This window comes from Chitinophagales bacterium, from assembly GCA_020635995.1.
Classification (GTDB): Bacteria; Bacteroidota; Bacteroidia; order Chitinophagales; family UBA8649; genus JAFMKE01.
On sequence record JACJYS010000001.1, the window covers coordinates 459,581 to 472,873 of the forward strand.

The window sequence follows — 13,293 nt, forward strand, 5'->3', positions numbered from 1 at the left end:
TAAAAAAGAACACTTAAACCAAAAAACTAACTATATGAGAAAAGCAGATTTAGTAAACAAGATTTCAGAAGAAACAGGCATACCAAAAGTAGATACCTTAGTAGTAATAGAAAGCATGATTAAAGAAATTAAAAATTCTTTAAAAGAGGGCGACAATGTATATTTAAGAGGTTTTGGTAGTTTTGTAGTAAAAACAAGAGCAGAAAAAGTGGGTAGAAACATTAAGAAAAACACAGCTATTGTTATTCCTGCACATAATATTCCTTCTTTTAAGCCTTCAAAATCTTTTGTTGGCATTGTAAAAAAGAACAATAAAGTAAAATAATAAATGAATAAAACTCCGTTAATTGCTATTATAGTTAGTATAATAGCCGTGGTAGGTATTTATATTTTTGTAGATATAAAACCACCAAAAAATAACACTACCGAAGCCAATACAAAGCAAGAAGTGGTAGAAAACCAAGAAATAATAAGTACATTTAATAAAACACTTGCACCAGAAATTCAGCAGAATTTGAATCGTTGGCTTGTCGGTGCCGAAGAAAATAAAGATACTTTGGCTTTAGATTCTTTAATAAATCAGTACGAAAGTTTGCAACAGTATAATTTTTCGGCATACTACCACACTTTAAAAGCGGAAATACAAAATACTAAAGAAAGTTGGGTTTTAGCAGGTGATAGGCAATATAGCGTAAGCCAAAATAGTGCTTATGATAGCACTTTTAATCATATTTTGTTAGATAAATCTATTGATTCTTACAATAAAGCCATAGAATTTGACTCAACAGATTTAGATTTAAAAACAAAATTAGGCGAAGCATATATGATGAATGCCGAACAGCCAATGCAAGGAATAACAATGCTTTTGGATGTAGTAAAGCAAGATAGCATGAATATAAATGCCAATTTAGCTTTAGGAAAATTTGGAATTGTTTCAGGACAATATGATAAAGCTTTAAATAGATTGGAAAAAGTATTATCTTTGCAACCCAAAAATAAAGAGGCCTTGCTTTTAGCTGCCGAAGCGGCTACAAATATTGGAGACTTGCCTTATGCCATTGATAAACTGGAAAGAAGTAAGGAACTAATTGAAGATGAGGCTTTTAAAAAAGATATAGACTTGCTCATAGAGCAGTTAAAAAAATAAATTGTAGAACAATAAAAAACATTTAGATATGCCAAGCGGTAAAAAAAGAAAAAGACATAAAATAGCAACTCACAAAAGAAAAAAGAGACTGAGAAAAAATCGTCATAAAAATAAAAAATAAGGAGTTTACTTCTTGTTTGTAATATTATAACTTTTATCTAAAAACTATTCCGTTTGTGGGATAGTTTTTAGTCGTTATAAGAATCAATATTAATTTTGGAGAAAGAGTTTGTTATTAATAGTACTACCAATGGTAGTGAAATAGCTTTACTTGAAAATAAAAAACTGGTTGAATTTCATAGAGAAAAAGATGAAAATTCATTTAAAGTAGGTGATGTTATTTTAGGTAAGGTTAAGAAAGTTATGCCCGGCATGAATGCCGCATTTGTAGATGTGGGATACGAAAAAGATGCCTTTTTACATTATACAGATTTAGGTGCGGATTTTAAAACCTACTTTAACTTTTATAAAAGTGTAAGAGCCGGCAATAGCACACATATTAATGATGTTAAAACTCAGCCTCAAATAGACAAAAAAGGAAACATTAAAGATGTTTTAACACCTAAATCACTAATTCCTGTTCAAATTTTTAAAGAACCTATTAGTAGTAAAGGTCCAAGATTAACCACCGAGATTTCAATAGCCGGTAGGTTTTTAATACTGACGCCTTTTATAGAAACTATAGGTATTTCTAAAAGAATAGCAGAAAACGAAGAGCGAGACCGTCTTAAAATTTTATTAAAAAGTTTAACGCCAAAAAATATGGGCGTTATAGTACGTACCGCTGCTAAGGGAAAGGGAGCAGCAGAGCTACACAAAGACTTAAACAATTTAATAGGGAAATGGGAGCTACTGCTTAAAAACTTAAAAAATGCCAACATTAGAGATAAAGTTTTAAGCGAAATAGACAAATCTTCTGTATTAGTAAGAGATTTAATGAGTGAAAACTTTAAATCTATAAATGTAAATGACCCAACTTTAGCCAATGAGCTTGAGGAGTACATGAAAGAAATTGCTCCCAATAGAAAAAATATAGTAAACTTATATAAAGGCAAAGCTCCAATTTTTGATCATTTTGACATAACACGTCAAATAAAATCAAGTTTTGGGAGCACCGTAACTTTTGGCAAAGGACCATATTTGGTTATAGAACACACCGAAGCACTGCACGTAATAGATGTAAATAGCGGACACAAAGTAGCACTTAAAGGCGACCAAGAATCTAACGCCCTTGCTGTAAATATAGATGCGGCTACAGAAGTGGCACGCCAGTTAAGACTTAGAGATATAGGCGGCATAGTAGTAGTAGATTTCATAGATATGAAAAAAGCTACTAACAAAAAAGAAGTTTACGATAAAATGCGTGAATTGCTAAAGCAAGATAAAGCTACAACAAACGTATTGCCATTATCTAAATTTAATTTAATGCAAATAACACGTGAACGTGTTAGACCGCAAATAGAAATAGCCACACAAGAAAAATGCCCTACCTGCAACGGCACAGGAAAAATAGAAGCCACACTGCTTTTAATGGATAGTATAGATGAAAAAGTAGAACAATTAATACGTAATAATATTCAATTTACGCTTACCGTACATCCATTTATAGAAGCATATATTAAAAAAGGATTTTTAAAATCGCCAAGAATGCAGTGGTTTTTTGACCATAAAAAATGGGTGAAAGTTCAAGCAGACGAAAACTTAGCACTTACAGAATATAAATTTGTAAATTTGCTGGGCAACGAGATAGAATTTAACCATTAAATGAAAACTTTATCTATAATAATACCTGCTTATAATGAAGCTAAAACCATTCATTTAATTTTAGATAAAATACGTGCTGTAAATTTAATAAACGGCATTTCAAAAGAAATAATAATAGTTAACGATTTTTCTACCGATAGTACTGCGGAAGTTGTAAATGATTATATAAAAAGCCATAGCGATACAAATTTTATTTTTGTAGAACACGAGAAAAACAAAGGCAAAGGAGCAGCACTACACACAGGAATAAAGCACGCTACGGGAGATTACCTTATTATACAAGATGCCGATTTAGAGTATAATCCGGAAGAATATAATATACTTTTGCAACCTATAGAAAGTGGATTTGCAGATGTGGTATATGGTAGCCGATTTATGGGAGGTAAACCACACAGAATTTTATTTTTTTGGCATTCAATAGGCAATAAACTGCTAACTTTTTTGAGTAATATGTTTACCAATTTGAATTTAACAGATATGGAAACCTGCTACAAAATGTTTAAGAGAGAGATTATACAATCGTTAGATTTGAAAGAAAACCGCTTTGGTTTTGAACCGGAAGTAACAGCTAAAGTAAGCAAAATACCTAAAGTAAGAATATACGAAGTAGGTATAAGCTACTACGGTCGCACGTATGAAGAAGGCAAAAAAATAGGCTGGAAAGATGGTGTGCGTGCTATATACAGTATTGTTAAATATGGTTTGTTAGGGTAAATCTCCTCATTTAACAGAAATGTTTTCTTTGACTTTTTCGGTTAACTGCCTTAGCGATTCTCTTTTAAAAGAAGTGAGCTTTTTTATTATCAAAGATTTATGAACCGTAAATATTTCGTTAGTCCTAACTTCACTTTTGTATTTTAATTTGGTTTCAGTATCAATATCTTTAATTGTAAAAGTAGGCTTAATGGACATTTTTTAGGATAGGAATCGCTGTAACAGTTATAATTATTAGCTTTGAGGGCAATCAAAGGTTATGAATAAAAAAAGTGCTTAAGCTGTGGTAAAGGATTTACCAAGAAAAATGGAAAAGTTAAAGGTGTTCAATTGTATAAATGCTCTTATTGTGGGAAACAATTTTTAGGAGGTAATAGGATTGACAATAAGATTCTTTGGGATGAATACTTATATGGAAAACAAACCTATTCTCAACTTGCTATTAGATATACATGTTCAGTAAAAACCATTCAAAGAAGATTGGATTCTATTTTAGTTGAATTAAAATCAAAAGTTCCAAGAGAAGTAGTTGTTCTTATGGATACAACCTATTGGGGAAGGAACTTTGGCGTTATGTTGTTTAAGGATAGTCTAACAAAAGAGAATTTATTGAAGTACTATGTCAGAACAGAAACAAATGCTTTATATATCAAGGGAATCAATGAATTAAAATCTTTGGGGTTTAAGATTAATGGTATTGTTTGTGATGGAAGAAAAGGTTTAATCCAATCATTTGATGTTCCTGTTCAAATGTGTCAATTTCATCAATCTGCAATTATACGAAGATATTTAACCAAGAACCCCAAACTTATAGCATCTAAAGAACTAATGGAAGTTGTCAATTTAATGAAGCAAACAGATAAAGAATCTTTTACAGGAGCTTTAGATTTATGGTTTAATAAATGGGAAGACTTTCTCAATGAAAGAACGATTAACCCCGTTACAAATAAATCCTTTTATACACATAAAAAATTACGAAGTGCATATAGAAGTTTAAAAAATAATTTACCTTGGTTATTTACTTGGTACGATTATATAGAACTTAATATTCCAAACACTACCAATGCTATTGATGGTCATTTTGCAGACTTAAAGAATAAACTAAGAAACCACAATGGATTATCTAAAAAAAGAAAAATTAAATTTATAGATGAGTTTTTAAAGGCATAAAGCTCTCCAAAAATAGCTATGGACTCCTAATTTTAGCAGTCCATAGTACCGATATTTTTATCGAGCATCTACATTATCCCTGACGAGTTGCTCTCCAGCAGAGCTCGCTTCCGTTTATATAGACAACACAAATTTGGAAAATTAAATTTGACAATCCTAAAAAACATAAAAAATAGAGCCTAAAAAATGTCCATTAGAACTTCACGTCTGAAAAATAGCCTAATTTTTGTCCATTATTCCTAAAAGTAAATTGGTCGTTACGTATTACAGATGTTATTTTTGAAACTATATAGTTTTCCTTATTGATAGAATCTTTAGAAATAATTACTACGGGTCTTTTCTTTGTGTTAGACAAATCTGTATAAGGATAAGGAATTAGTACTATAGAACCTTGATTGTATTTTGCCATAGAATAAACTATTAATAATTATCCCAATGTTGATCTTCCTCGCTATCCCAATCTTTAGATAGTGTATTTATAGATAATTCATAAGAAGCGTGTACATTTGTTATATCCATCAAATTATTATGCAATAAATCTATTGTATTAAAAAACTCTATAGTTACATTTTTAAAATGAATATACTCTTTATCATCTATTGAGTATAACATATCTTTATACTTATTTAGCACCAAAATAATTTTATCTAAAGATTTTAATTCCTTTTCAGCTTGTTTAGGTGTCAAATCTTTTAAATAAAACAAAGAACCTCTTATTTTAAGAGTAGCATCTTCTATTTTTGGGATAGCATATTTTTCATACTTATCCCAAATAACACCAGCCGGGCTAAAAGATGCCAATATACTAAACGTATCTAAGATACTTGTAGAATATGATAAACTGTGTGCCATAATGCAAATATACATATAAATAACTGTAAAAGTTCCGCTTTATTGTCTGCTTTAAACAAGGCTAATTATCCAAAAAAGCTTGTATTTCCTTAAAAATTAATGCTACATCTAAATGTAGCATTAATTAAAATATTAGTTATAATATTTTGAGGATATTAAAGAAGTTGACCCACTAGGGCTCGAACCTAGACTCTTTTGGACCAAAACCAAACGTGTTGCCAGTTACACCATGGGTCAAAAAAAATTGGACTGCAAAGATAAAATTAAATTTTAAAAATGCAATACTAATCTTTTTTGTTTTTATCTTGAAAATCTAAAGATTTAATATTGAGTTTGCTTAATATTTGCTTAGCCGTTATTTTTAAATTTTCCTTTAAAGATGTTGCTATTTTTTTGCCTGCACTATCTGTTGGCTTACTCAAAAACCGAGAATCTTCATATTTTACGCCTTCCTCCATTGGTGTAAAGAAATAAGCGTAGTACGATTTTCTGTATTCTCCATCAGGAAAATTAATTTTTTCATATCCATGTGGAGAGTTTTTATCTGTTAAAAAAATAACTGCCGTATTAAATGTTGGCGGATATTTTACTGCCATTTCAGTCATGTCTTTATTCCAAATTTCAATATCGCCTTTCCACTCCGGCTGCCAGCCTTTATTCATATAAACCAATAAATTAACTCTACGCCACAATCCTTTGCCTACGTTTACATTTACATCTATATGCACATCTAAAAAACTACCTTTGCCACCTTGGTGCACTCCCTGCCCTAAAGAATCGGTATTGGTAAATAAACCATCTATGCCTGTTAAAGTGGACATAAATTTACTCACTTCATCTGTTATCATACCATCTCTTAGCTTTGCAAAAGCAGGATGCCAGCGTTCAAAATGATAGTCTTCACGTTTATTTTCATTTAAGCTTTTGCGTACCACATTTAGCGATTCAAAAGCGGGGAAATTATCGTGAATGGTATTGGCAAATTCTTCTTCAAAAAAGTTTTCAAGCATAATGTGCTTGCAGGGTTGGGCATTTTGAAACTGCTCAGCCAATTTTTTTAAATTTTCCGGATTGGTATATTTTTTATTGATTAATTCTAATCCCATTGTTGTATTTTTAAATTTTATGCATTTTTTTCATCAAAACATGAAATAGCTTCGGAAATGCTCTTGCAAATTTAGGCATATTTACTTCCAATCCACCCACATAAGCGTGCATTTTTACATTTTTAATACAATTTAAAATTCCTTTGGCACATTTAGCGGCATCCATACCTTTTTCTTGTGCTACACTATCTTTATTGTGTACTTCGCCACTGCCAGTTAAAGATTTTTTTGTTATTTCTGTTTTTATAAAGCCGGGAGAAACTATGTGAACTTTTATGTTGTATCTTTCTATATCGTATCTAAGGCTATTGAAATATCCATTAATAGCGTGCTTAGAAGCACAATAAGGAGCTACTAATGGCAAGCCTATTTCGCCTAAAATACTACTTACTACGGCTATTTGTCCATGCTGTTGTTTAATAAAATAAGGCAAAAATGCTTTAGTAATATTAATGGTAGCAAAATAATTGACTTCCATAACCTTTCTTTCAACTTCTTCAGATGTGTCTTGCACAAAAGATTTTTGAGCTATACCTGCATTGTTAATTAAAATATCAATTTTGCCAAAATGGCTTATCACTTTATCTGCAATAGCTTCAAAATCAGGTTGTAATGAAAAATCTACCGGAATAATAAGTGTATCATTATTAGGATATGAATTTACTATGTTTTTCATTTTGCTTTCGCTTCTGGCTAATAATGCAACCTTAGCATTTTGTGCTAACAACATACGCACCATTTGCTCTCCAATGCCAGAAGATGCACCTGTAACCACCACCACTTTATTTTTGTAAAAAGCACTCATTAACATTTTTTTTCGCAAATGTACAGATTTATAGTAGCACAATTAGCAAATATATAGTATCATAACAAGCTTAATTTTATATCTTTGGGCAGTTTAATTAAGGAAATCACTTATGAAAGGATTGAGTTTTTACAAAAAGATTAATAATATTGTTGGTTGGGGTGTGTTTGCCATAGCCTTATTGGTTTACACACTTACCATGGAAAAATCAGGTAGTTTTTGGGACTGCGGAGAGTTTGTGTCTGGTGCATACAAGCTTCAAGTAGTGCATCCACCAGGAGCTCCGTTTTTTAATATTATAGGTAGAATATTCACTTTAGTAGCACAGGAAGATACTGGTCAAGTGGCTATTATGATTAACTTTTTATCGGCTTTATCTACTGCTTTTGTGTCATTGTTTGCTTTTTGGAGTACTACAATGGTAGCAAAAAAACTATTGGTAAAAGACGAAGATAAAGATTTTAGCATGTCTAATATATTAGCTATAATGGGAGCAGGAATTGTAGCCGGTTTAGTTTCTACTTTTGCAGATTCTATTTGGTTTAGTGCTGTAGAAGGAGAGGTTTATGCCTTATCTATTTTCTTTATGACTTTTGTAGTGTGGGCAGCTTTAAAATGGGAAAATGACACAAGTGAAAATGCTGATAAGTGGTTAGTACTTATTGCTTTTATGATTGGTTTATCTACCGGAGTTCACTTATTGAGTTTGTTAGCTATTCCTTTTGTGGGAATGATTATTTACTACAAGAAATTTGAGTTTAATTGGAAAGGTGCTTTATTGGCTTTTATAGCTTCTTTTGTGGCGGTAGGTTTTGTAATGATAGGCGTAATACAGGGAATACCTAAAATATTATCAGTTTTTGAATTGATGTTTGTAAACGGTTTTTCTATGAGTTTTAATACAGGAGTATTTATAGCCATAGTAGCAATTATAGCACTTATAGTAGCTCTTACCTATTACTCTCAAAAAAACCACAAATACTATTTTAATTTGGCGGCAGTAAGTTCAGTTGTGCTTTTAGTAGGTTATTCTTCTTATGCTTTAGTGCCTATAAGAGCCACTGCTAATACGCCAATAAACATGAACAAACCTTCAGACGCTTTTACCTTGCTTTCTTATTTGAATAGAGAGCAGTATGGAGAACGTCCTTTACTTTTTGGTCCAGATTATACCGTAGAGTTTAGACTGGCAAGTCAGGGAGGAGATATAGTAAACATAGGAGAAGGAAGAACGCTTTACGTTAAAGATGATGCAACAAAAAGCTATTTAGATATGGGCAACAAACAGGTGTTTGAATGGTCTAATGAGTCTAAAATGTTTTTCCCTCGTTTAGGCGTTATAGGCGATAACAGTAAAACAGAAGCTTACCGAGCATGGATAAATCCTCCTTATGGAATTTATGATAGAGAAACCAGAAAGATAGTTTCAAAATTTGGTCCTAATGAATTGAGTGTAGCTCAGCAATATGTATCTAAATTAAATGAAGAAAACAAGAGTCAGTATGGCAATCAACGTTATAGAGTTAAAGATATATTAACTTGGGGCGATAACATTAAGTTTTTCTTTCAGTACCAGTTAGGATATATGTATATGCGTTATTTTATGTGGAATTTTTCGGGAAGACAAAACGATATACAAGGCACTTACCAAAACTCTGAAGGAGGATGGATAGTGGGCGTACCGGCTATAGATGACGCTTTGGGTTCATTGTGGGGAAATCCATCGTGGACAATGAAAAATTTATCGCCAGAAAGAGAGGCAAACTATGCTTACAATAAATTTTATGCTATTCCATTTATATTAGGCTTAATAGGTTTAGTGTTTTTATTCAAATACAATTTAAAATACGGAATTGCATTTAGTATTTTATTTTTAACCACAGGTGTATTCTTTATTATTTATGGAAATCAACCACCTATAGAACCCCGAGAAAGAGATTATGTAATAGCAGGTTCTATATTTACTTATGCCATATTTATAGGCTTATCTTTAATAGCTATTTATAGTGTGCTTAAAGATAAAGTAAATGGCAATGTAGCTTTTGCCGTAGCATTTTTAGTTACTATAATAGCTCCGGCACTAATGGGCTCACAAGGCTGGGACGACCACGATAGAAATGGACGTACTACAGCCGTAGATTTTGCTGAAAATTACTTGCAATCTTGCGAACCAAACGCTATATTATTTACACAAGGCGATAATGACACCTACCCACTTTGGTATGCCCAAGAGGTAGAAGGTATAAGAACAGACGTGCGTATTATTAACTTAAGTTTATTGGGTGTTGATTGGTATATTAATCAGTTGCGTTATAAAATGAACGATGCTGACCCTGTTAAATTAACATTTACACCAGAAATGCTAAGAGCAGGAAACAGAGACCAAGTGCAGTATATTCCTAATGCCAATTTGGATAATAATAAATATTATAATGCCGAAGATATTATGAAGTTTGTGGCAAAAGATGATGCTAATATAGAAGCTCGTTACAAAGTGCCGTATTATTTACCTACTAAAAAAATGAGTTTCCCTATAGATAGAGCTAAAGCAGAAAAAATAGGTTTAATAGCTCCGGGAGATTCAACTTCTTTATCGGTAATAAATTATGATTTATCTAAAAATTCATTACTGAAAAATGATTTATTAACTATAGATATAGTAGCTAATAACATTAACGAAAGACCAATATATTTTGCAGTATCTGTGGCACCAAGTGCATACATAGGTTTCCAAAAGTATTTTGAACAAAATGGTTTGGTTTATAGAATAGTACCAAGAGTAAACAGAAGCGGGCAGCCAACAAATGCTCCTATTAATACAGACTTAATGTACACCGATGTAATGGATGAATTTAAGTTTGGTAAAATAGACAGTAATCCAAAAGTTTATGTAGATGAAAACATAAGCAGAATGACTATGAACTTGGTAAGTAATTTTGTGAAATTAGCTCAGAGTTTAGAAGCAAAAGGAGAAAATGATAAAGCCGTTAAAGTTTTAGATAAATTGTTTGTATCGCTTCCGGTAAATAAAGTTCCTTACAACTTTTTCCATGGAGAGATACCTGGTTTATACTTAAAAGCAGGGCAAACAGAAAAAGCTAAAGAGTTAGCGGATAAAATGCTTACATCTGCACAAGCAGAGCTTGATTATTATGTGGAAGTATATAAACAAGAGAGAAGAAAAGCAAGTCCGGCATTGTTAGAGCAATACAAACAAGGAGCTTTCACTCAAAATAGGTCAGTAATGGAACAGCTTTATTTATTGCAGCAAATGGGAAATTCATTTAAACAAAGTGGAGATACTGAATACAGCGAAAAAATAGATGCAGCTCTTAAAAAATACAGCGATTTATTAAGACAAGTGTAAATATTTTTATAAACTTGAAAAAAGAGGCTATCCAAAAAAAAATGGATAGCCTCTTTTAGATTTTAGATTATAGCATCATCTAATTCCCCAATAATTCTTTAAAATCCAAGCCATCAAAACTGCCACTACTCATTAATAAAAATACATTATTGTCATTTTTGTATTGTACTAATTCCTTTTCAAGCTCTTGAGGTGTTCTTAGTGTTTTAATATCATTTCTGTTAAAATTTTGCTTGATAACTTTATCTGCTATTTCTTGCTTTTGTTTTATAGCAAAAGCTTTTTCACTCATGTAAATAATGGCGGTATCGGCTTTTTGCATAGTGTTTTTATATTCGCTTAAAAATGTAGCATCTGTACTGCTAAAGGTGTGCAGTTCCATACATGCTATTAGTTTTTTATTAGGATATTGTTCTTTTACGCTATTAATTGTTGCCTCTAATTTTGAAGGCGAGTGAGCAAAATCTCTGAATGCAATAATGTCATTATTTAGGTCAATTTTTTCTAATCTTCGGGCTGTTCCCTTAAAAGTGCTTATTGCCTTATAAAAATCTGAATTAGAAATACCCAGTTCATTACAAACTAATCTGGCTCCTTCTAAATTTTCTAAATTATGCTTGCCAAAAATAGCTAAAGCATATTCTTGACTATCATCTTTTAAAAAAGTAATGCCATTTTTAATAGTGTAATTAGGCGTATTGTATTCTAATATTTTGCACGCACAGTGAGTTTTTAATGCTTGCAGTGTAGCGTCATTTTGGTACAAAATTGCTGTTGCATCTTTACTTAAATTACTTAAATAAGTATCAAAAGTTTGCACATAACTTCCCCAAGTAGGAAAAACATTTACGTGATCCCACGCTATGCCCGTTACCATAGTAATATCGGGTTTGTAAAAATGGAATTTTGAAGTTCTATCAATAGGCGAAGATAGATATTCATCTCCTTCTAAAATAATAAGTGGTGCTTTGGTAAGTTTTACACTTAGTTCAAACCCTGCCAAAGAAGAGCCTACTAAATAATCAAATTCAAAATTGTTTTCTTTAAGCACGTGCATTATCATGGCAGTAGTAGTAGTTTTGCCATGGCTACCGGCTATCACTACACGTTTTTTATCTTTACTTTGCTCATATATAAACTGAGGAAAAGAATAAATAGGAATATTTAACTTTTGAGCTTTTTTTAATTCAATATTATTGGGTTTGGCGTGCATACCCAAAATAACAGCATCTAAATTTTGGCTAATATTTTCTTCGTAAAAACCTATTTTATTGGGTAATAGTCCATTTTTTTCAAGATTAGATTTTGACGGATCAAAAATAACATCATCAGAACCCGTTACATTATGTCCTAAATTTTTAAGGCAAATAGCCAAATTGTGCATTACGGCACCCCCAATTGCAATAAAATGTATATCCATTTCTTTTTGAAATAATTTATTTGAGTATTTTAGCGTTAAAATTATAATAAAATATTAACAACAATGAATAAGAAGAGCATAATAGCAGTTGTAGCAGTGGGGATTTTTTTTGCAAGTACGTTAATCTCTTGCCATAGAAACACTTGTCCTACTTTTAATAAAGTAGATGACGTAGAGCATGTAGAGGTAAATTGCTAAATGAGAAGGGTAGTACCCATATTTTTATTTTTGGTTTTGATATTTTCTTGTAAAAAAGAAAGTTATCGGGAAACTACTGATTTTGGGTATAATTACCAGCCCAATAAAGTAGGCTATTGGATAGAATATGAGGTAGATTCTATTACTTTTGATAATAATACTAATCCTGTAACAATAGATACAGCACATTATTTTATTAGAGAAGTATTTGACACTACTTATACCGATGCTTCTAATAACGAAGCTATAAGAGTAGAACAGTACCGAAAAAATTTGGAAAGTGATGTTTATCAAATTAATTATGTAGGTAATGTTCAGTTTTCTACTGGAAATTTTCAAAGAAATTTTCATGATTTGAGATATATGGCACTTACTTTCCCTGTGCGAGAAGGCAAAGATTGGCAGGGTAATATATTTATAGATGTAAATAGTAGCGATCCTTATAATTTTTTGAATGACGATTTATATAATTGGACTTACACCTACATAGAAGTAGATGTAGCAAAAGAAATAGGTGGTTTTTCATTAGACTCATGTGTAGTAGTACAGCAAATAGATGAAGCCAATTTATTTGAAATGAAATTTGCTCAAGAAATATACGCCAGAAATATTGGAATGGCATATAAAGAAATGAAAATATTAAATACACAAGTTCCACCATCGGGAGTACCTTTTGAAGAAAGAGCAGAAAGTGGATTTATACTAACTTATACTTTAAAAGATTACCAGCATTGAAATTAATTCTTTACA

At 31.6% G+C, this 13,293-nt stretch carries 12 protein-coding genes and 1 tRNA gene; 7 read left to right on the forward strand and 6 right to left on the reverse strand.

The window, feature by feature from the left end; genetic code table 11:
* The first annotated feature begins 34 nt into the window (after positions 1-34).
* From H6578_01970 to H6578_01990, 5 genes are all read left to right on the forward strand, one after another.
* Positions 35-325, forward strand: coding sequence for an integration host factor subunit beta (locus tag H6578_01970; GenBank protein MCB9225925.1), 291 nt, complete (start codon positions 35-37; stop codon positions 323-325).
* A 3-nt stretch (positions 326-328) separates the two neighbouring features.
* Entirely contained in the window at positions 329-1,147 is an 819-nt protein-coding gene (locus H6578_01975) for a tetratricopeptide repeat protein (GenBank protein ID MCB9225926.1), read from the forward strand.
* A gap of 216 nt (positions 1,148-1,363) precedes the next feature.
* A complete protein-coding gene (locus H6578_01980) occupies positions 1,364-2,911 on the forward strand; it encodes an Rne/Rng family ribonuclease (GenBank protein ID MCB9225927.1) in 1,548 nt (515 codons plus the stop codon).
* Positions 2,912-3,625, forward strand: coding sequence for a glycosyltransferase family 2 protein (locus H6578_01985; protein ID MCB9225928.1), 714 nt, complete (start codon positions 2,912-2,914; stop codon positions 3,623-3,625). It begins immediately after the preceding gene.
* 378 nt (positions 3,626-4,003) lie between these two features.
* The gene (locus tag H6578_01990; protein MCB9225929.1) at positions 4,004-4,795 is read left to right on the forward strand and encodes a hypothetical protein; all 792 of its coding nucleotides are present in this window, start codon (positions 4,004-4,006) and stop codon (positions 4,793-4,795) included.
* Between the two features lie 193 nt (positions 4,796-4,988).
* On the opposite strand, the gene H6578_01995 is transcribed toward H6578_01990, so the two are convergent.
* The 5 genes from H6578_01995 to H6578_02015 all read right to left on the reverse strand — a co-directional run bounded on the left by H6578_01995 (position 4,989) and on the right by H6578_02015 (position 7,558).
* Positions 4,989-5,204 (reverse strand): type II toxin-antitoxin system PemK/MazF family toxin, encoded by a 216-nt coding sequence (locus H6578_01995; protein ID MCB9225930.1) that lies wholly within the window; start codon positions 5,202-5,204, stop codon positions 4,989-4,991.
* An 11-nt stretch (positions 5,205-5,215) separates the two neighbouring features.
* On the reverse strand, positions 5,216-5,647 hold the full coding sequence (locus tag H6578_02000; GenBank protein ID MCB9225931.1) for a hypothetical protein: 432 nt from the start codon (positions 5,645-5,647) through the stop codon (positions 5,216-5,218).
* 164 nt (positions 5,648-5,811) lie between these two features.
* Positions 5,812-5,884 (reverse strand) — tRNA-Gln (locus H6578_02005).
* Positions 5,885-5,931: 47 nt separating this feature from the next.
* Positions 5,932-6,753, reverse strand: a complete 822-nt coding sequence (locus tag H6578_02010; GenBank protein MCB9225932.1) for a 2OG-Fe(II) oxygenase — start codon at positions 6,751-6,753, stop codon at positions 5,932-5,934.
* A gap of 10 nt (positions 6,754-6,763) precedes the next feature.
* Positions 6,764-7,558, reverse strand: coding sequence for an SDR family oxidoreductase (locus H6578_02015; protein MCB9225933.1), 795 nt, complete (start codon positions 7,556-7,558; stop codon positions 6,764-6,766).
* Positions 7,559-7,670: 112 nt separating this feature from the next.
* On the opposite strand from H6578_02015, the gene H6578_02020 reads away from it, so the two are divergent.
* Entirely contained in the window at positions 7,671-10,925 is a 3,255-nt protein-coding gene (locus H6578_02020) for a DUF2723 domain-containing protein (GenBank protein ID MCB9225934.1), read from the forward strand.
* A 79-nt stretch (positions 10,926-11,004) separates the two neighbouring features.
* Here the strand turns inward: H6578_02020 and H6578_02025 are convergent, their stop codons facing one another.
* A complete protein-coding gene (locus H6578_02025) occupies positions 11,005-12,345 on the reverse strand; it encodes a peptidoglycan synthetase (GenBank protein MCB9225935.1) in 1,341 nt (446 codons plus the stop codon).
* Between the two features lie 198 nt (positions 12,346-12,543).
* On the opposite strand from H6578_02025, the gene H6578_02030 reads away from it, so the two are divergent.
* On the forward strand, positions 12,544-13,278 hold the full coding sequence (locus H6578_02030; protein MCB9225936.1) for a hypothetical protein: 735 nt from the start codon (positions 12,544-12,546) through the stop codon (positions 13,276-13,278).
* Positions 13,279-13,293 lie beyond the last annotated feature (15 nt).